The organism is Brakhagea slesvicensis (assembly GCF_052161625.1).
Lineage (GTDB): Bacteria > Planctomycetota > Planctomycetia > Pirellulales > Pirellulaceae > JBKCUI01.
Genome location: NZ_CP197412.1, coordinates 5,216,894 through 5,236,538, shown reverse-complemented (window position 1 = coordinate 5,236,538; position 19,645 = coordinate 5,216,894). Strand labels below are relative to the sequence as shown.

The 19,645-nt window shown below is 54.1% G+C and carries 14 protein-coding genes; 10 read left to right on the top strand and 4 right to left on the bottom strand.

Going from position 1 to position 19,645, the window contains the following annotated elements:
• Positions 1 to 67 precede the first annotated feature (67 nt).
• Positions 68 to 2,830, bottom strand: coding sequence for a C45 family autoproteolytic acyltransferase/hydrolase (locus tag SH467x_RS19990; protein ID WP_482368853.1), 2,763 nt, complete (start codon positions 2,828 to 2,830; stop codon positions 68 to 70).
• A 249-nt stretch (positions 2,831 to 3,079) separates the two neighbouring features.
• Between SH467x_RS19990 and SH467x_RS19985 the strand changes: the two genes are divergently transcribed.
• The 4 genes from SH467x_RS19985 (at position 3,080) to SH467x_RS19970 (ending at position 8,327) form a co-directional block, all read left to right on the top strand.
• Positions 3,080 to 4,876 (top strand): AAA family ATPase, encoded by a 1,797-nt coding sequence (locus tag SH467x_RS19985; protein WP_482368852.1) that lies wholly within the window; start codon positions 3,080 to 3,082, stop codon positions 4,874 to 4,876.
• 33 nt (positions 4,877 to 4,909) lie between these two features.
• Positions 4,910 to 6,556 carry an ABC transporter permease gene (locus SH467x_RS19980; protein ID WP_482368851.1) on the top strand — a complete coding sequence of 549 codons (1,647 nt, stop codon included), beginning with the start codon at positions 4,910 to 4,912 and terminating at the stop codon, positions 6,554 to 6,556.
• 71 nt (positions 6,557 to 6,627) lie between these two features.
• Entirely contained in the window at positions 6,628 to 7,884 is a 1,257-nt protein-coding gene (locus SH467x_RS19975; protein WP_482368850.1) for a serine hydroxymethyltransferase, read from the top strand.
• Between the two features lie 8 nt (positions 7,885 to 7,892).
• Positions 7,893 to 8,327 (top strand): response regulator, encoded by a 435-nt coding sequence (locus SH467x_RS19970; RefSeq protein ID WP_482368849.1) that lies wholly within the window; start codon positions 7,893 to 7,895, stop codon positions 8,325 to 8,327.
• Between the two features lie 10 nt (positions 8,328 to 8,337).
• On the opposite strand, the gene SH467x_RS19965 is transcribed toward SH467x_RS19970, so the two are convergent.
• Positions 8,338 to 9,378 (bottom strand): NAD-dependent epimerase/dehydratase family protein, encoded by a 1,041-nt coding sequence (locus SH467x_RS19965; RefSeq protein WP_482368848.1) that lies wholly within the window; start codon positions 9,376 to 9,378, stop codon positions 8,338 to 8,340.
• Here SH467x_RS19965 and SH467x_RS19960 point away from each other — a divergent pair.
• Together SH467x_RS19960 and SH467x_RS19955 are read left to right on the top strand one after the other, a co-directional pair.
• The gene (locus tag SH467x_RS19960) at positions 9,377 to 9,544 is read left to right on the top strand and encodes a hypothetical protein (RefSeq protein WP_482368847.1); all 168 of its coding nucleotides are present in this window, start codon (positions 9,377 to 9,379) and stop codon (positions 9,542 to 9,544) included. The genes SH467x_RS19965 and SH467x_RS19960 overlap by 2 nt on opposite strands.
• 254 nt (positions 9,545 to 9,798) lie before the next feature.
• Positions 9,799 to 10,695, top strand: coding sequence for an acyl-CoA desaturase (locus SH467x_RS19955; RefSeq protein WP_482371403.1), 897 nt, complete (start codon positions 9,799 to 9,801; stop codon positions 10,693 to 10,695).
• Here the strand turns inward: SH467x_RS19955 and SH467x_RS19950 are convergent.
• Positions 10,692 to 11,048 carry a VOC family protein gene (locus SH467x_RS19950; protein ID WP_482368846.1) on the bottom strand — a complete coding sequence of 119 codons (357 nt, stop codon included), beginning with the start codon at positions 11,046 to 11,048 and terminating at the stop codon, positions 10,692 to 10,694. The two genes, SH467x_RS19955 and SH467x_RS19950, sit on opposite strands and share 4 nt — an antisense overlap.
• A 125-nt stretch (positions 11,049 to 11,173) precedes the next feature.
• Positions 11,174 to 12,838, bottom strand: coding sequence for a DnaA ATPase domain-containing protein (locus SH467x_RS19945; RefSeq protein ID WP_482368845.1), 1,665 nt, complete (start codon positions 12,836 to 12,838; stop codon positions 11,174 to 11,176).
• A gap of 408 nt (positions 12,839 to 13,246) precedes the next feature.
• Between SH467x_RS19945 and SH467x_RS19940 the strand changes: the two genes are divergently transcribed.
• The 4 genes from SH467x_RS19940 (at position 13,247) to SH467x_RS19925 (ending at position 19,603) form a co-directional block, all read left to right on the top strand.
• Positions 13,247 to 15,814: a sulfatase-like hydrolase/transferase gene (locus SH467x_RS19940; RefSeq protein WP_482368844.1), complete on the top strand. Its 2,568-nt coding sequence runs from the start codon at positions 13,247 to 13,249 to the stop codon at positions 15,812 to 15,814.
• A gap of 76 nt (positions 15,815 to 15,890) precedes the next feature.
• Positions 15,891 to 17,156 carry a phosphoserine phosphatase SerB gene (serB, locus tag SH467x_RS19935; RefSeq protein ID WP_482368843.1) on the top strand — a complete coding sequence of 422 codons (1,266 nt, stop codon included), beginning with the start codon at positions 15,891 to 15,893 and terminating at the stop codon, positions 17,154 to 17,156.
• Between the two features lie 187 nt (positions 17,157 to 17,343).
• Positions 17,344 to 18,081, top strand: a complete 738-nt coding sequence (locus SH467x_RS19930; protein WP_482368842.1) for a hypothetical protein — start codon at positions 17,344 to 17,346, stop codon at positions 18,079 to 18,081.
• The gene (locus tag SH467x_RS19925) at positions 18,071 to 19,603 is read left to right on the top strand and encodes a hypothetical protein (RefSeq protein ID WP_482368841.1); all 1,533 of its coding nucleotides are present in this window, start codon (positions 18,071 to 18,073) and stop codon (positions 19,601 to 19,603) included. Before SH467x_RS19930 ends, SH467x_RS19925 begins: the two co-directional genes overlap by 11 nt.
• The last annotated feature ends 42 nt before the right edge of the window (positions 19,604 to 19,645 follow it).

The following is a 19,645-nucleotide window of genomic DNA, read 5'->3' as shown; positions in this document are numbered from 1 at the left end:
TTGCGGTGTGGAAACTTCGAGAGTCAAGTGGCGTTCCGCGCCCTACAACTGCGCCAAAGCAAAGACTTTAATGCTGTTTGGCGATATCTGCGATCTCCTTGACGATACCCGGTAAGAGCAGCGCGCCGCTGTAGTGGTCGGCTTCTAGTTCAATATGTTGCGATGAGGGAATCCTTGCCGCATCTGCGAATAGTCTCGAGGATCGGGGTGGCACCACGTCATCGTACTTTCCAGAGTACAACCAAGTCCTCTGCGAGGAGATTCGATGGGCTAAATGGAGCGGTTCGACGGCATCGAGCGCTCGGTCAATCGCCTCCTCGCTCAACCCTCGATCGATCATCTGCTTTCGGAAGCCTTGAGCATCCTTTTTGCCATCTCGGACGACGGATTTGAGATCTCCTCCAGCGAGAAGGATGATCAATCGATTGGGACGATCATCAAGTCCTGCGGTCGTAGCAGCAACGAAACCTCCCAAACTGGTACCTTGCAATGCGATGCGCGTCGAATCAACCCCGGGGCATGTCGCAATCGCGTCCAAGGCCCGGCGGACGTCGGCGATCGATTGGCGCAGAGCCAGGGCCGGATCGGCTTGGCTCGCCATTGCAGTCCTGCGCACACCGTAGTGAGGCAAATGGATCATGAAGGCATGAACGCCCTGAGACGCCAATCCGCGCGCGATCATTTTCCCGACAGTCATCCCTTTCCCGGACTCGTGGACGACCAATACCGCTGGAAAGGACTGACGTCCCACATCGGAATCCTTAGCAGCAAACCACTCGAGGGCAACGCGATCATTGTCCGGATCGTCGGTGGTCAACGGAGAAGGAAATCGCAGGAATTGCTTGTCATCGTGGTGTTCGAGGTGCACAGGAAACTCGGCAGCTTTCCAGAGCAATCCAGCGAGTATGTCCGATGCTTTTCCAACAGGATCGTTGGCGGACGCGGGAATACTATCCACGGCCTTCCATACGGTAGCCGATTGGGACCGAATTCGTCCGATCTTTTCCTGAAGGGAAATACGTGTGTAGGGGCGATCTGCAGCAGGTTGGTCATGGCTCGCGTTCGCGACATAGAACACCCCATCTTCGGGCACGAACAACACATTGTGGAGATTCGAATCCATCGCAACGGGTCGACACATCAGTTGCTGTCCTATCTCGGCATCGATCTTGCCATGCGACTCGCGAATCCGTCGCTTGAGCTCCTCCAATCGATCTCCTGCCGATAGGACAACCGAATCGGAAATCCCATCCCCTAGCAAGGGATGTGCTTCCCCAGGTGCTACGAACTGCAATGATTCCGGGGTCGCGGCAACACCGACAGCCGTTCGGTTTTTGCCATCAGCAAAGACGTAATAGTACTCGCATGTACGAGGGCTAGTCGACCATAACTGCTTCACCTCCTCGAGGGAATGGCACTCCTCTAGTGCCCGCCGCATCAAGGTCGCCATGGGAACACCGTCCCACTTCCCTTCGCCGCGGCCCCCCATTTCCCCGAGCGAGACCTGCGAGGCGTTCATACCACTGACACTTCCTATGAACCCACCGTAACCGATGGTGGCGAAAGGGAGGTAGCCATCGGGTGCAATCACAAAGGTCGTCGCGGAATCCTGCAATCCAATCGTCGTCATGTAGTCCAGGACACGACCGTGGTACAGCTTCCCATCTTTCGTCGCGGAACCAAAAACGGCGAATCCAGAACAATGAAACAGTTCGGGAAAGACGTTGACCACCGCCATTAACTTCCGATCGACGCCCAGCGAATCAGCTAACGCATCCGTTTCCGTCTTATGGCGTTCAGGAATGAAAGGGGCTAGCCGTTCGTACGCAGACTCGAGCTCGCTCCGAAACCATTTGCCTGTAGCAATGGTCTGCACCGAACCGAACCCGTAGACAACCGAATCGATACATCGCCAAGCTTCTTGCTTCAGCAGCTCTCCGTGGGCTTTTCCGATCTCTTCTGGCGTTCCCCAAAGGAGCGCGACCCGTTCTCCATTTTCCCATTCGAGGAGCCCGTGATCTACCGATCGGGCCTTTTGGCTTGGTTGTTTCAGTCGGGGAGAGGGGGCGACGACCTCCATAGCCCTTCGAAGCCCTCGCGAGAAGGTCCTTTCCAATTCGGCCCGTTCCAGCGGTTGGATTTCGCAATCGGGCCAGAAGTCCTTTGCATGGTTTGATTCGAACGTCGAAAGATCCTTGAGAGCTTTTTGCGTCCTCGGGTCGTGCGCGGCCAGGACCTCGCAAACCACTTTGGCACGCTGGCTTTGGAATCGCGCAATCTCCTCCGAGATCCACAGGGTCGATCCGTCCCGCAGCTCCCAATAAGGCTGTTCGTTGCTCGAGGGAGATCCATCGATCGACTTTGGGTTCATTTTGGAGAGAAAGAGAATCGCTCCAGCTAAGTCAGCCGCCTCGGTGGAATCGAGCAGATTTTTCGCTGCGTATAGCCAAGTCCCCTCGCTGAGCCAGCGATCGATAAATCGGGTCGTCTGCAGGTGGTGCGTCGAATCTGTCTCCCCTTCGGTGAAGAACACGGTTCGGTGCTTTGGCAAGACCAACGCTGTGCGCTCTTCTGTTCTCCAAAGAGTCGCTTCGTAATCAGGATGCTTGCACGCGAGAACGAATCGATCCGCTGTATCTCGCACGAAAAGGATCTCGATCGATTGGGGCTTTCGGTCGATCTCGATTTGGCAAAAGATCTGAATCGAAAGTGGGCTGGGGCACTCCGACCAACGATCCAGCCAGGGAGTAATTTGATCGGCCAGCAACTCGGCGGGATCGACCTCGACGCCAGAGGACTCGGCGCAGGCCGCTGCAATCGAGCTAGGCATGGGAACAAGGGCCAAAAGAAGAGCGAAGGCCAAGGTAACAGTGGAGCAGGTTTTGTTCAGCATGCTAACAGGCACTCCGGTGAAAACGGGGGGCGGGGTGAATGCGGGGTTGGAAAGCGCAAGAAGAGGATCAGAAGGTTCAATAAGTGTATCGCTTTTTGAAGGTTCTGTGCCGAGCAAGTACCAGAAGCGTTTCCCAAACTATAGAATGCGACGATCCGCGAACGTCCCCTTCTCCATCGGTTCCCCATGAGTCAATCACCCCCTGTGCAATTGCCGACCAACGATCTTCCAGCTGCGAGCTATCCCTTTTTTTCGCAATTAGCTCGGGTGCTCAACTCGGGCCAATCTCGATCGATCGTCTTATCGGGCAACATCTACGATTTGTATTTCGACGGTAAGCAATATGTGCCCATTCTCCCCTTCCTGGTTTCTAAAACTCAGGTCGCGGGATTGATCCAAGTCGTTTACGAACTCAACGGTCCTGTTCGGTTGAGCGACGAAGACCGCAGCCGGCTCCGAGAGGCTTGGACTGCATGGAAGAACGGGGTTACTGTCGACGCGATACCGATGCGTGAAGTGCTCCAAGATGGAAGTCGTTTCGAATTGCGACGTCGCGAGTTCGATCAATATCTTCGGGACGCGATCGGCAATGCGACGCAGGCGCTGGAGTTTCTAAGGCAATTGACCATCTGCTCTCGAACTTGTTTGAAAGAGAATCTGCTGATCTTCATCGAGGGGGCAGACATGCTGTTACCCGCAGGTGACGGTGATGTCGCCAGGATGAATGACGCTCAACTTCGGCGCATCGCGATTGTAACGGATTGGTTCAGCGATCCGGCATTCTTCAGCGGTCGGGATGCCGTTGTATTGATCGCGGAATCGAGAAGCCAGATCCACCCTCGAGTAGCGCGGCTTCCTCAAGTCCTCAGCGTGGAGATCCCAGCACCTGATTTGGCGGCTCGCCAGCATTTCATCAAGGTCCACACCGCGGCGAATCCTTCGAGCCAGAAACACGATCCAGAATTGGTAGGGATTGCGACCGCAGGGTTGAGTTTGCATGCCATGCGACAGCTTTTGCTTTCGGCTGATTATCTTCAAAAGCCGGTGACGCGAACCGATACGACCCGCCAAGTGGAAGCCTTCATCCAAGGGCAGCTTGGAGAAGATGTCATCGAATTCAAAAAGCCGACTCACCGACTTTCCGATTGTGTTGGATTCTCCAAACTGAAAGAATTCCTCCACGCCTATTTGATTCCCCGAATGAAGCTCCCTGACGATCGAGCTCTACCTGGGGCAGCGATAGCTGGACCGATCGGAGGAGGAAAAACATTCATCTTCGAAGCGGTCGCATCCGAGCTCGACATGCCCGTGCTGGTCCTCAAGAACATTCGAAGTCAATGGTTTGGGCAAACCGACGTGATTTTCGAGAGGTTGCGCCGCGTTCTCGAAGCATTGGAAAAGGTCGTGATCTTTGTCGACGAAGCGGACACGCAATTCGGTAGCGTCGGGGAGGGAGCCCATGAAACCGAACGGCGTTTGACCGGGAAAATCCAAGGCATGATGAGCGACACCCAATTGCGAGGCAAGGTGATCTGGTTATTGATGACAGCCCGAATCCATCTCTTGTCACCGGATATCCGCAGGCCAGGGCGGGTAGGGGATTTGATCATTCCGATTCTCGACCCGATCGGCGAAGACCGAAAAGACTTCATTCGTTGGATGGTAGGACCAACCGGACTCGTCAATGAGAGTCTTGTGGATTGGCTCGACCGCGAGGGATTGGAGCAGGACTATTCCTCTGCTGGGTTCGCAGCCCTCCGAAGCCAGTTCAAAGCGATTCCTCCTAAGGACGAAGCGGAGCTCAAGGCCATGATTCGCGATTTTATCCAGCCTGCAATCAAACAAACGCGCCGATACCAAACGTTGCAAGCGCTCGTCAATTGCACCAGGCGCTCGCTATTGCCCGACCCGAACATTACGGAAGAAGATCGCGAGGCGATGGAACGGGAGATTCGAGCGTTGGAGCTCGAAGGGATTCGGTAACGGATACACGTTTTTATAGATTGAACTCATCGGATGTTTCTCTTTCAAAACCCAGTCCTTCAGCGTGAGCTGATCGTCAACTTGCGAACGCCGCGTGCGTTCCTGCTGATGCTGGTCTATCAAGTCGCCTTGGCGGTGGTGGTTTTGATCGCCTATCCTCAGGATGCCAAGATCGATTTGAGCCGCGAATCCGCTTCGGCGCAGCGGCTTGTTGATTTCTTTTTTGTGGGACAATTCGCGATTGCATCCTTGATGGCGCCCAGCTTTACATCCGGCGCGATCACGGGTGAGAAGGAGCGAAAGACCTATGAAATGCTGTTGGCTAGTCCCCTTCGGCCTGGCGTCATCGTTGCTGGAAAACTGATAGCAGCATTAGCGCATTTGGTTGTATTGGTATCGGGGTCGCTCCCCATCATCATGCTTTGTTTGCCGTTGGGAGGCGTTTCTATCTACGAGTTGCTCGGGGCGTATATCGGATTGCTATCCGCCATATTCTTGTTTGGTTCGATCAGTATGTTTTGTTCGAGCCATTTCAAACGAACCAGTTCTTCGCTCGTGGTGAGTTATGTTTTTATTTTGCCCATCTTGATTACAGGGGTCATCGCATGGTTGTGGCTTGCTAAGCAGAGCGATTTGCGATTGTTTTTGGCAACGACGATCGTTCCGGTATTCTGTTTGACCATCGGTTCACTGCTCTTATGGGTGACAGCCCATCGATTGCTTTATCCTCCCGACATCGGGAGCCAGGGAAACGAAGTCGTGGACTTGGAAAAGGAGCAGCGGGAAGCGGTAGGGCTTGTGATCCAACGCGACCAATTCCCCGACAATCTTTTTGCACCTCCTCGTCGCAAGACCTTGATGCAGGACAATGCAAACCCGATCTACGACAAAGAGATGCATGCCGAACTGTTTAGCCAAGGGAGCTTGATGCTCCGCTTGGTCATTCAGATCAGCATGCTGCTGGCGATCCCACTGATGGCCGCTTTTCTGTTCCTGATGCCCATCTATGCAGCCTACTATGCCGGGTTTGTGTTGATATTCAATATTTTGGTCGCTCCCGTTTTCATGGCGGGCAGTATCACGAGCGAGCGCGAGAGGCAAACGATCGATTTGCTGCTCACGACCACGGTTTCCTCGTGGAGCATACTTTGGGGCAAACTACTCGCGGGATATCGCGTCTCGTTTGTCCTCACCTCGTTTCTCATGTTCCCGATGGTGCTCGCCCTCTTGCCATTGACGGAGTTATCGGACAACTGGCCATCGATGCTGGCATACTTTGGCATTATCGTGGTAGCCTCCATGTTCAACGCCATCCTCGCGTTGTTTTTGTCCACGGTGGTTCGCAAAACAAGCACCGCGATGATGCTCACTTATTCCACCCTACTGGGACTCTACTGCCTGCCCGTCGCGGTAACCTTTTTGATCTGGTCGTTTTCCACCCAAGAATTGAATTTGGGGACGTTGAAATTCATTGGAGTTTCCAGTCCTTTCATGGCAGTCGACAGTGCGCCTTTAGCAGCTATGCAGGCTGGGCCGATGGCAGGGCGCGGGGTAGCGAAAGCCGGTTCCTGGGCCCTTATTGCGGCTTATGTCGCGTTGACGCTGGGGCTATCTGCAATTCTACTAGCAATCAATGTGTTGCTCTTTCGCGCCCGATGGCGGTTAACCGGCCGAGGTTGACGGTTCGCTAGGACCTCGAGACAATCATCCTCCCATCTTCCCTTTGTCACCATTCTTGACCTACGATTCCGATGTCACTACTTCAAAATCAGGATCCCGCTATTTGGTCTGCGATCGAGAGCGAGGCTTTGCGTCAGCAGGAAGGCCTTGAAATGATCGCCAGCGAAAACTACACCAGCCCTGCGGTGATGCAGGCTGTAGGTAGTATCCTGACGAATAAATACGCGGAGGGATATCCGGGGCGGCGCTATTACGGCGGTTGCGAATATGTGGATGTCGTCGAGACGATCGCAATCGATCGTGCCAAAGAGCTCTTTGGAGCCGAACATGCCAACGTGCAGCCCCACTCGGGCTCCCAAGCGAACACAGCAGTCTATTTGTCCGCACTCCAACCGGGCGATGTCGTCCTAGGCTTGGACCTTGCCCAAGGGGGACATTTGACCCACGGCATGCACCTCAATATTAGCGGAAAGCTGTACAAGTTTTTTGCGTATGGGGTCGACCCCGTCCATCATCGAATCGACTTCGACCAAGTCGCTAGGTTGGCGAGGGAACACAAACCGAAAATGATCGTCGCCGGCGCCAGCGCCTATCCGCGCGAAATCTTTCACGAGAAGTTTGCAGAGATCGCTCGCGAGACGGGGGCGAAGCTGATGGTAGACATGGCCCACTACGCGGGGCTGGTTGCAGCGGGGATTCACAATTCACCGGTTCCTTACGCCGACTACGTCACCACCACAACGCACAAGACACTGCGGGGTCCGAGAGCGGGACTCATCCTCTGCAAAAACGAATATGCGAAAGGAATCAACAGCGCTGTATTCCCCGGTATTCAGGGTGGCCCCTTGATGCACGTCATTGCGGGAAAGGCGGTCTGTTTCGGAGAAGCGTTGCAGCCTTCGTTTAAAGAATACGGAAAAAATGTCGTCGACAACGCGCGGGCCTTGGCCGATGCGTTGCTCGGGCATGGGCTCCGTTTGATCAGCGGCGGCACCGATAACCATCTGGTCCTCGTCGATGTAACCAGCTTCGGAATCGGAGGAAAGGTTGCAGAAAAAGCCCTCGATGCATGCGGCATCACCGTCAACATGAACATGATTCCCTTCGATACCCGAAAGCCAATGGATCCTAGCGGGATCCGAATCGGCGCCCCGGCCCTGACGACGCGAGGGATGGGAATCGAAGAGTTCAAGACCATTGCGGGTTGGATTGCGACGGCATTGAAGAAACACGACGACGCCGATGCGCTCGCCGGCATCCGCGAAGAGGTCAAACAACTCGCCAATCAGTTCCCAGTGCCTGCCGCCGGCTTGGCAGTTGCCGTTTAGGAATCCTCATGAGTGCTCCAAAGATTCTGATCGCTGACGACAACGCACAGAACCGCGAACTGCTGGAGGCGTTTTTGGCCAAGATCGACTGCGAAACAGCGTTTGCCGTCGATGGTCAGGACACGCTCGACAAGGTGGTATCGTTTTCGCCCGATCTCATTTTGCTCGATGTGATGATGCCCAAGCTCAACGGATTTGAAGTTTGCCGAAAACTGAAATCCGATAGAGCGACCTCTCGAATTATGATCCTCATGGTCACTGCGTTGAGCGAACTCGGTGATATCGAACGGGCGGTCGAAGCAGGCACCGATGACTTTCTGTCCAAGCCCGTCAATTCGCATGAGCTTCAGAAACGTGTCAAGAACATGCTCAGGCTTAAGGGAACGGAAGACGAACTCGAGAGGCTGCGAGAATATATCCGCTCCATGGAAGAGGCCAACTGAACTCATTGGGCTAAAGGAGTCCCTGTTTCATGGATTCAATGATCCAAGCCTTCATGGTTTCTCTCAAAGGGATCGCAGGCGTCCAGTTCAGTTGCTGAGCGGCTTTCTCTGGGCTTACCCACCAACCCGATGCAGTCGCTTCGCGGATCTTGTCGCGCGTCAATGTCGAGGACATGCGAGTTAGTTTCGCCGTCCCTTCTCCGAGAGCGCCCAAACACCAAGCTAACGAAGCTGGCATGCGAAGCGGGAGAACGAACCGCCCTGTCGCCTCACGAAAGATCCGTCCAAGCTCATAAATGGAGAGCGGCTCCGAATCGGCAGCATTGTAAATCCCGTGACCAACGAGTGATGCCATTCCATCGGATTGATTGCGACTCGGTATCCTTTCCCCCTGTTCGATGCATCGTAGGAGAAGCGCGACCAAATCGCCGACTTCGACAAAGGCTAAGGGCTGTCGCCCCGTGCCGATCAATGGGTTGAGGCGAACGCGATAAAGAGCCTTGATCAAACGCAGGAACTCCTTGTCGCCAGGACCAAATACGATACCGGGTCGAATGATGGTGGAGGGAAGCGAGGACGCGAATTCGCGAACCATCTCCTCACCCGCCAATTTGCTCATCCCGTAATGCGAAATCGGTTTCGCGGGATCCGATTCCTTTTTCGGACAGGATTCGCTCGATGGGCCTCCTGCCGCCACCGAGCTAACATGAATCAACCGCGTTCCAGTCCCGTGGCTTGCGTAGAATTCCGCAATCTTTTTCGTTCCAGCTTGATTGACAGCATTCAGCTCATTCAACGAGCCGGAGAGTTTACCTGCAAGGTGGAAGACGACCCCAACGTCCGGCAGTGCTTTGGGTGCCAAGGGAAAAGAGGCTTGTTCCAGGTCGATTCGGACGGGAATGCAGCCCGCCGAACTCAAGACTTGGTCACCTGCTGCGGATCGGGAAGTTCCATAGACCTCCCATCCTTGTTGGATCAAAGCAGCGGTGAGGTGCTGACCGACAAATCCAGTCGATCCCGTAATGAGAACGGCGTGAGAAGGAGAACGCATGGTGCAGTCAATTCGAGATGTTGGGTCGCATTGGGCATTCGACGTACCGGCAGGTCACAAGGGCCGCAGCAAGTGTGCCGAAGCAACACAGCGGGCCGACGACACATTGGGAGGAATGCCTCATTTTGCCTTTCTCCGATTTGTCATTTATGGAGAATATCGGTAGCTTGTGTCGCTTAAAACATAGTGGCAGATAAAAACGTTCCAACATATTCTGGAGCCAACCAGAATGGGATCGGAAACGGTACAATTTTTTCTGTTTCGGTTGTCGACCATTTTCGTTTAACAGGTGATACTGGTCGGGCCTAGTCGCCATCCACAGCTCCACCGATTTCCAACCAAGCCTGAAGACGCATGAGCGTTACTGATTTAATTGAAGAAGCCAACGCAGACGCGGAACTTGTTGCCACCTCGGATATCATGCAGCGGGTTCCTTACCCGAAGAGCGCGACACCGCTTAGGATTTACTGGCTTTACCTGATCCCCTTGGTGGTCCTGCATGTTCTGGCTTTGCTCGCCTTCGTGCCATGGTTTTTCACATGGTCCGGTCTGGTGGTGGCGATTGCGGGACACTTCGTTTTCGGAATGCTCGGAATCACCGTCGGGTACCATCGGTTGCTAACGCATCGTGGGTTCACATGCCCGAAGTGGTTGGAGCATACGTTTGCGATTCTAGGCATTTGCAATTTGCAGGATAGTCCGGCCCGATGGGTTGCGATCCACCGCATGCATCACCAGCATAGCGATCACCAACCTGACCCACACACACCACTTGCAAACTTGATGTGGTCGCACGTAGGGTGGGTTGTTTACAGGAATCGGGATCATGATTCCGTGACGAGTTTTGAACGTTACGCGCGAGACTTGCTCAAAGACCCGTTCTATATGAAGCTGGAACGGCGAGGTATGTGGGTCAAAGTCTTTTGGCTCCACGCCGCCATCGTCGCTTTGCTCGGCGGCATTTTCGGATGGTTTTTCAATGGCTGGAGCGGTTTTGTCCAGACAGGAGCAAGTTGGTTGGTTTGGGGAGTATTCGTTCGGACCATTGTTGTGTTGCATGGCACCTGGAGCGTCAATTCGATCGGCCATGTGTTCGGTTACAAGAATTACAAGACGCGCGACGATAGCCGCAACAACTGGTTCGTTGCGCTGATCTCCCACGGTGAAGGCTGGCACAACAACCACCACGCACAACCTCGCGCAGCGCACCACGGCCACCGCTGGTTTGAGTTCGACATGTCGTGGTGGGTCATTCGCAGTCTGGAAGCAGTCGGACTTGCGAAAAACGTCGTCCGTGCGAAGCCGGCCCAAAGCTAGACCGAGTCGGACCACACCGCGAATTCGTTGCCGCACGGCTCCGTGAAGTGGAATCGACGGCCACCGGGAAACGAAAAAATTGGTTTAACAATCGTTCCACCCGCATCCACGACTTTCGCGAGTGTTTTTTCAAGGTCGTTGCTGAAGAAGACCAAGAGTGCTGCCCCGTGCGCAGAACTGGAGAACTGATCCGACCGAAAGAATCCACCGTCTAGTCCTTGGTTTGAAAAGGAGGTGTATTCCGGTCCGTAGTCGATGAAGGTCCAGTCAAATGCCTTCTCAAAAAAGGCCTTTGTCATGGGCAAATTGGACGAGGGGAACTCGACGTAGTTCAGTTTCTCGTGCACAGACATCAATCAATCTCCACGTGATGGGAAGCAAGGCAATACGCCATAGGCCACTCACTAGGTACCTAACACCACCTAGGGTCGGTTGGACGTAACGGCTGATTGCTACCGATAGCGAATCGGTAGAACCGCTATCCTACGCGAAGGGAGGATTCCAAATTTTTGACGATCTCCTTGACCGCGAGCTTGCCGCGACCGCATTGGATCAACTCGTCTTCTCCCAACCAAGATTCGACCTTCTTTTGCGCGGAAATAACGGTGGAGTGTTGACGATTGCCGAAGTATTCACCGATCTCCGACAAGGCGCTCCGCGTGTACTTTCGAGCTAGAAACATGGCGAGCATGCGTGGCTGGCTCACTTGCTGGCATTTCGTCTTGCCACGCAAAGCCTTCTCTTCCAGACCGAACGCATCGCACACGACTTTTTCGATATCCGACATGCGAACTACCGGTTGGCTAGCACGGAGCAAGTCGAGTGTACATCGAATAGCTTGATCGTGCGTGATCGCACCACCCACCATGCGTTGCTGCGCGACCAACCGGTGCACGACCCCTTGCAGGACCCGTGCATCCCCAGCCGCTTGAGCTGCCAACTCATGGATCGTAGCGTTTGGAAGATCCACTCCGTGCTTAGAACATAGCTGCTCAAGCAGTTTGGCTCGGGTTCCGACATCGACCGGTTCGATTCCGCAAGTCATTCCACCAGCGAGGCGAGCATGGAGGTCGGCACTCAATCCGCTCAGTTCATTCAAGCTGCGGTCAGCAACCAAAATGATTTGCTTTCGTTCTCTTAGGAGCATGTCGATCGTATTGCGCAGCTCTGCGAGCGTAGCAGACTTGCCCAGGCAGAACTGCAAATCGTCGATCACGAGGACATCCACATCTCGGTACTTGCGACGGAAGTTCGCAAAGCCCCCTCCTCGTGCGCTTTCGGTGAACTCGATCGTGAACTGTTCACCGGTGAGGACCAGGACGCGACGCATTTTGTACGTCGTTCGCAATTTGTGAGCGAGGCCGATAGCCAAATGGGATTTACCCGATCCATGCGGACCATGCAGGAACAAAGGGGTGATTTGCCCGGGCTTTTCGAGAACCATCGTGGCGGCTGTGTAGGCGAGACGGTTGTGGTCTCCCTGAATGAAATCGTCCCAACGTCGCTCATTCTCGCGACGCAACTCCGAAAGCCTTTCCACGGTGGACAAAGCGTCGTGGTGCGACGACTGGTGCGACGACTGAATCGACGGCAGATTCGACTTCGGCCCTCCGATGGGTGATGGGACCGGGTCGCTTTTCACCGCCTCGCGGTGCAGGCGCAAGGTCGCCGCGCGATCTAGCCCACGCGATTCTTCTCTCGCTTTTCGATTGCTATCTAATGTTGGCTGTACGGTTGGCACGTCGCGCTGGTCGTTCTGCTCTTGGGCATACGGAGGATGGTCTCCCCGGAGCGAAGGAACCCGCGGAGAGCTATCGGGAGCGTGGCTGGATCGCTTTACCGCAGAATCAAGCGCAGACATCGACGCAGGGATCTTCCCCACGAAGACACGATATCCATAGCCGTCCCCCGCAACTTCTTCGATTGCCTGCACAAGCTCGTTGCGAAACATGCGCGAGACGCAGTCGGCTACGAACTGGCTGGAAACCTCCACTCCGACTGTATTATTACCTACAACGGACCATTTCGCATCGGCTCCGAACCAAAGATCCATGCGATGGGCCCCAAGCTTCTGCCTAAGAGAGGCAACTACCCGCGTGGGGATGGTGCTTTCGCCATTTGTCACGTCGTGCGCCAAATTCATCGCTAACTCCTGGACCGTGCGAGTCTGATCGGGTTGCTATCTTGCAGGCCGATCAGTTTCCATCCAGACAGGAACCATCCTGCTGGCGAACCCAACTAAGGAAGAGAAAGCTCCTTTAGGAGACTCCACAGTGACCATAAACGCCTAAGCGATGTGACTCACCGTCATTCCCATTCCCGTCAGGTACAGGACGCGATTTTAAGAACGCTAGCATTCAAGTCAAATTGGGACGTCGAAAGGAATCCAAAAAAGGACCGGATCGATGATGAAGATGCGGTAAAGACCGCTCGAAACGGTCGGAGAATTTTTCCGCTGCACCGAAGTCCTCGCAAACATCGCGGTGGAAAAGCTGTTCATACTGTAGCCATCGGCATTTTCATCCCTTCTGCCCCTACGTTGTTCCCACCTATGCACCCATTCCTCATCCTGTCGCTGCGTTGGCTCCTCTTCAGCCTCGTGCTTCTCCATGCTGGATTCACCGTGGTTGTGGCTGCACAACCGCGAAACGTTGTCTTCATCCTCGCGGACGATTTGGGATGGAGGGATCTAGGCTGCTATGGTCAAGAAAAAATTCCAACGCCCCATATCGATCGATTGGCCTCACAAGGGATTCGGTTCACCCAGCATTACAGCGGTGCTCCTGTCTGCGCTCCGGCGCGATGCACCCTGATGACGGGAAAGCATCTCGGCCATGCGGAGGTTCGAGGCAACAAGCAAGCTCGCTTGAAGTATCCGGAGTTCAGCGAAGGTCAAATGCCTCTCTCGGAGTCGTCGTACACCGTAGCGATGCATTTTCAGAAAGCGGGCTATCGTACTGGCGCGTTTGGCAAATGGGGGTTGGGTCCTGTCGGTAGCACGGGCTCTCCCGAACGAAAGGGTTTTGACCTCTTCTTTGGTTACAACTGCCAGGCCGTCGCACACAGCTTCTACCCGTCGCACCTATGGCGCAACCAAGAACGCGTTCCATTGAATGCCAAACCCATTCCGGGAAATGCCAAACAGCCAGATGGAGAGATCCGAGCGGAAGACTGGATCGGTGAGGTCTACGCGCCGGACCGTATGCTGGCGGAAGCAGAAGCCTTTCTCCGCGTACCAAGCGATAAGCCTTTTTTCCTCTATCTACCATTCATTGAACCCCACGTCGCGATCCATCCCCCCAAAGAGCGACTCGATGCCTTTCCAAAAGATTGGGACCAACTCGTCTATCGAGGGGGCAACGGTTACCTTCCCCACCCAAGGCCTAGGGCTGGCTATGCGGCCATGGTGAGCGATCTCGATCGATACGTGGGACGGGTGATGGCCATCCTGGACGAGAAAGGGATCGCCGACGAGACTTTGATCGTCTTCACGAGCGACAATGGACCTACGCATCCCCAAAAAGGGGAACCTGCCTTTCATGTCGGAGGGGCTGACATCGAGTTCTTCGAGAGCGCTGGTGCGCTGCGTGGTAACAAGGGGAGTGTTTACGAAGGTGGGATTCGAGTCCCGATGATCGCCAGGCTTCCCGGAGTGATCCCCGCCAACACGACCTGCGATGCGGCGACCTACTTCCCCGATTGGTTCCCAACTCTCTGCGAGGCAACACAACTTTCACCCCCCACGGATGTGGACGGCGAAAGCTTTTGGGACGCGTTAACAAGCCCTGCGAGCCAGTGGAAACGGTCTTCCCCAATGGTTTGGGTTTTCCCGGAATACACAGGGCAAGTTGCTTTGAGGGATGGCGATTGGAAACTGGTAAGACAGGGGCTTGCGACACGCAAACCTGGGCCTTGGGAACTCTACAACCTTCCATCGGATCCGCACGAACAAAACAACGTCGCTGCAAGCCATCCAGAGTTGGTCCAGCAACTTCGAAAATCACTGCACGAGTCAACGTCACCGAATGAAACCTTTCCAGTGAATCTTCACATCGCTGACACGGCGAACGAGCCAGGCAACACATCTGCATCGGCTAAGCAACCTATTGAAAATGTGGTGCTGATTACGCTCGACGGACTTCGGGGAGAAGAAGTGTTCCGCGGCGCGGACCCTGCTTACTTGACAAAAGAGGCCGGTGTCCAGAACGTTGAGAATTTGAAGGAATTGTTTTGGCGAGAAACCCCCGACGAACGTCGTCGAGTGCTGATGCCGTTTCTTTGGAGCCAATGGGAATCGGATCAAGGCTGGATTGCGGGGGATGTCGAACGGGATTCGGTGGTCGCCGTCTCGAATGGACTCTATTTTTCTTATCCAGGGTACAACGAATTGCTCACGGGCAAACCAGATCCCAAAGTCGACAGCAATGCCAAGAAGTACAATCTGAACACGACTTTCCTCGAGGTTCTTCAGAACAAGCCGCTGTACCGAGGCAAGGTCGCTGCATTTTGCTCCTGGGATGTATTTCCCTATATCATCCATGACAAGCGAAGCGGGATACCCGTCAACGCAGGATGGACCCGGTTTACGGAAGGAGACCCCCGGACGCTTGCTTCGTTGAATTTGATCTCGGACCAACTGTTCCGCGAGTTCAGCGGGGTTCGCTATGATTCAATCACGATGGCAGGTGCATTGGAGTACGTGCGAACCCACCAGCCGCGTGTTTTATTCGTCTCGCTCGGCGAAACGGACGACTGGGCTCATGCCGGACGATACGACCGTTACCTCACCGCCGCACAGCAAAACGACGCACTCATTCGAACATTGTGGGAGACATGTCAGTCGATGCCACAATATCAGGGCAAAACAGTATTCCTGTTCACAAGCGACCACGGCCGGGGATTGGTGCGCGATGAGTGGAAGAGTCACGGAAAAACGCAGGTGGGTTCGGAACGGGTTTGGTTTGGTGCGATCGGCCCCGGATTGCGCGTGCATGGGATCGACACGGGAAACCAGTATGTGCTGGCCCAAACAGCCGCCACCGCAGCAGCTTTTCTCGGTGTCAAGTTGCACGAGGAAAGTGAAGGAGTGGCTGCACCACTCCCGATTTGTCCGAAGTAACCCTGGGCCGAGCACTTGTTCTCGACCGTTTCCATAGGGCTCGGAGGAATGAGGATTCTTCGCTAGAATTCTGTCCATGAGTACCCTATCCGACAAACAATCCAACAAGCAAAGTGACGATCGAGTTGACACGCTCGTCTTGCTGCACTTCACCGGGGAAGATCGCCCGGGTATCACCGCCTCCCTCACGGAGCTTCTCGCCACCTACGGGTGCTTGATTATCGATGTCAACCAAGCTGTCATTCACCAGTCTCTCTTGCTGGGATTGCTGGTGAGGATACCGGCCAACCAAGACAGCCTCCAGGTTGTAGAAGAAGCGATCAAGCTGGGCGGGGAGCTTGGCCTAAAGGGAAAGCAAAAGCCGATTTCCGCTGTCGAATACGACGAGTGGGTTCGACAACAGGGAAAGTCCAGATTCATACTCACTCTCTTGTCGCGTGCCGTCACCGCAGAGCAATTCCATGCGGTAAGTCGCATGTTGGCCGAACAAGGCCTCAATATCGATGTCATCACCCGACTCTCCGGTCGCCCACCTCGTGAAACCAACAACCAGCTCACGAGAGCCTGTGTGGAGTTTTCTATCCGAGGAGAGCCACGCGATGCCAAGGTGCTCAAAGCCAGTTTGCTTGAGTTATCAAGTCAATTGGATTTGGATTTGGCATGGCAACGCGACGATGCTTATCGACGGATTCGCCGCGTCGTTGCATTTGACATGGACTCGACCCTATTGCAAGCAGAGGTCATCGATGAATTGGCCAAGGAAGCAGGAGTGGGAGAAGAGGTAAGTCGGATTACGGAAGCGGCTATGCGAGGGGAACTGGATTTCGACGAGTCGCTACGTCAGCGCGTGCAGCGTTTAAAAGGACTTTCTGCAAGCGTCCTCCCGAAGATCGCCGAGCGACTCGAGTTGACCGAAGGTGCAGAGCTGTTGATCTCCACCCTCCGACGCTTCGGGTATCGAACCGCCATACTCTCCGGTGGGTTTTCCTATTTCGGTAGCTACCTTCAAAAAAAGCTCTCCATCGATCACGTGTTTGCAAACGAATTGGAGATCATCGAAGGGAAGCTCACCGGCCATGTTGTAGGGACCATTGTCAATGCAGAACGAAAGGCTGTGTTGCTGGAGCAATTGGCGAAAGCGGAAGGAGTCGATCGGAAGCAATTGATTGCGATTGGCGACGGTGCCAACGACTTGCCCATGCTGGCGCGAGCAGGGCTCGGCATCGCCTTCCATGCCAAGCCGATTGTCCGCGCATCGGCCGAGCATCGTGTTTCCACCATGGGGCTCGACGCCGTGTTATACCTATTGGGAATCCGTGACCGCGACTTGATCGCAGAATAGCCTTCGCCCCCGTCCTCCATCTTCATAGCACCGAGTCGTCGCTCCAGGCGCTCGTGCAAGTCTCCAGAGCCTCTCACCCTCCTGTATAATCGCAACGCAACCAGTGTGGGTTCCAGCCCTCACGACCATCCAGCATGAACCATGGGCCTGGAGACCTGTGCTACGATCATCCTGAAGGCAAAGAGATATGAAGCACATTGCGCGAGGGATAATCGTTTTCCTGTTCATGCTTGGAATCATTGTGTTCGTGTATCTAACGAACGAAAATATCCGGCTCTCGGCAGAGGTCGGTCAATTGGAAGCAGAACTTGGAAAAATGGAGATCGACGATGCGAGCCTCGTTTATCTGGCTGAAGTCGCTTCACCGGATGTCCCCAAGGAAGTTGCAGACCATTTGCTAGGGATCTGGCAGTTTCGCTGTTACCTCCCTCCGAACTATGACTTTATCAAATGGAATGGTGGCGGAAATATTTCCGAAGACGGCATCTTCCACCGGGGCGGATCGGGATCGAGTTGGGGAACTCCGAGAAAAGAAGCGATCCATCATCTGTTGACAATCAGCATGCAAAAGCAAGGAGAACGCATTCTCGTTTTCTATTCCTTCCAAGGCTCGAACGGAACAACCTCGTGGAGCAATCTTTCATCCGATCGAGTTGATCAATTGCGTGTCCAGAAATTGGTTCGAAGTGAACGTGGCCCCCGTTCTTTCGACTCCAACACAATTCTTCCGATTTTGCGAATCTTCGATCCTCAATCCGCCAACGAGCAAAACGTCGGGGGCGAAACGATTAAGACCTTTGCGGGGGGCCAATTCATTCTCTCCCCAAAATCGCGTGAGAGAGAGTTCAATCTTTTGTTAAGAGGCGAATCGATTCCTGACTTTGACCCGAGTTGGCTTGCCCAGGTGGAGCAGGATGATGAGTAAGCGAATGGTCATTCGCACAGGAGAACTTCGATTCTCACTTCGTCACCTGCTGACGTTGACCGCATTGATTGCCGTTGGACTCGCAATCAGTGTCGCGTTCCAACGGAATAGAGACCTGCGGAGAGTCCAAAGCAATCTACTGGCGTTATCGAGTCAGATCAAAACCAAAGACGGCAACCAAGTCTCCTACGTAGCCATACCGCAGATAGCGAGCGGCTTCTATTCATGGAACACCTACGTTCCAGAGAACATGGACTACGAACTGCGACTTGGTGTCGGCACTGTATCAGCAGATGGCATTCCGCCGGTGGTCGGTCGGTGCTCCATTCCGTCAGGCGACCATCGTGTCACCCTCTATACGGGGGATTCCCCGCAACAAGAATTTCGCTTTGCGGTCTTTATCGATGGAGAACTCGCAATCGAAAAGAAAATGGGCAAGGATTGGATGCCAACTGGTTGGTCTTCCTCGAGCAGTATCTCTTGGCCTCAGGACTCCAAGCGAAACGCCTCATCGATTCAGCTTGCAGGTAAACGATACGAGGCGAAACGAGACTTCGGAGACAATCACTACTTCAACGGGCAATCAGACGAATTGGTTTCGAAACTGGGTTTTCGACTTTGGTTCGATTCGCCACAGGCCGATTATCCACCCACGTCACCCTATGTCGGAATGTCGGAAAGCACTCAGCTTTTTGGTATCGGTTTGCGTGATGGCATGCGAATTCGGCCCAATACCTATCCGTGGGAATTGACTCGCCCGCAACTCGAGACACTCCAACCCATCCTGCGTCTCGAAGCGGAATTCTTGGAAGGCGATCGCGACGGGCTTGCAGACCCAAGTCATTCATTTTCAACTTGGAAAGTGCAACGAGAACTCGCTGGAATTATTCCAAACCGAGAAGCTATAGAACTGGATCCGTCTTCAAAATCCATTTTCGTTCAAGCCGACGTTAAAACGCCCGGAAGCCCACAGCCGATGCTGGAACTGAAATGGAACGGGTCCGAACCCGATCCTCTTTTTATTCGATTGGCAGACTCGCCCTCCAATAAATTTGTGAGGCGATGGCGTCTTCGAATAGTCGATGGCAGCCAGCATCTATGGCGAACCATTCAAGTCGGGGAAACCCCAACTCTTTCCTCGACAGACGCTTTCAAAAATGGGGAACTCATTCCCAATAGCGAAAACAAATCCTCCAGGCGTCGAACCAGACTGGTGCCTATCGGAGAACAATCCGCCGCCGCTATCGTGAAATGGAAAACGGACAAATCGCTACCGCTACAGATCGAGCAGCGCAATAACAGTGAATATGCGGGAATGAGGCTTTACCAAGGCGTTCCAATTTCATTCTCCTTGAATGTCCCCAGAACACTTGTGCCATCGTTTACGATCGAGGTCGCAGACCAAATACCCGATGACTCCGAAACGAATTTCCCGGAAGGTCCCGTGATCGACGTCGTGGAGATTGAACTGGGCCGAGGCACAAACGAATGGATTCGATTGGGAACTCACTTTAAGGAATAAGTTCCCAAATCCTAGTTCACAGAGGAACGGCTAAAAACGGTC

Coding starts and splice junctions, on each gene's coding strand:
- SH467x_RS19990 (WP_482368853.1), bottom strand. CDS start 2,830: ATGCCTAGCTCGATTGCAGCGGCCTGCGCCGAGTCCTCTGGCGTCGAG.
- SH467x_RS19985 (WP_482368852.1), top strand. CDS start 3,080: ATGAGTCAATCACCCCCTGTGCAATTGCCGACCAACGATCTTCCAGCT.
- SH467x_RS19980 (WP_482368851.1), top strand. CDS start 4,910: ATGTTTCTCTTTCAAAACCCAGTCCTTCAGCGTGAGCTGATCGTCAAC.
- SH467x_RS19975 (WP_482368850.1), top strand. CDS start 6,628: ATGTCACTACTTCAAAATCAGGATCCCGCTATTTGGTCTGCGATCGAG.
- SH467x_RS19970 (WP_482368849.1), top strand. CDS start 7,893: ATGAGTGCTCCAAAGATTCTGATCGCTGACGACAACGCACAGAACCGC.
- SH467x_RS19960 (WP_482368847.1), top strand. CDS start 9,377: ATGGTGCAGTCAATTCGAGATGTTGGGTCGCATTGGGCATTCGACGTA.
- SH467x_RS19965 (WP_482368848.1), bottom strand. CDS start 9,378: ATGCGTTCTCCTTCTCACGCCGTTCTCATTACGGGATCGACTGGATTT.
- SH467x_RS19955 (WP_482371403.1), top strand. CDS start 9,799: ATGCAGCGGGTTCCTTACCCGAAGAGCGCGACACCGCTTAGGATTTAC.
- SH467x_RS19950 (WP_482368846.1), bottom strand. CDS start 11,048: ATGTCTGTGCACGAGAAACTGAACTACGTCGAGTTCCCCTCGTCCAAT.
- SH467x_RS19945 (WP_482368845.1), bottom strand. CDS start 12,838: ATGAATTTGGCGCACGACGTGACAAATGGCGAAAGCACCATCCCCACG.
- SH467x_RS19940 (WP_482368844.1), top strand. CDS start 13,247: ATGCACCCATTCCTCATCCTGTCGCTGCGTTGGCTCCTCTTCAGCCTC.
- serB (WP_482368843.1), top strand. CDS start 15,891: ATGAGTACCCTATCCGACAAACAATCCAACAAGCAAAGTGACGATCGA.
- SH467x_RS19930 (WP_482368842.1), top strand. CDS start 17,344: ATGAAGCACATTGCGCGAGGGATAATCGTTTTCCTGTTCATGCTTGGA.
- SH467x_RS19925 (WP_482368841.1), top strand. CDS start 18,071: ATGATGAGTAAGCGAATGGTCATTCGCACAGGAGAACTTCGATTCTCA.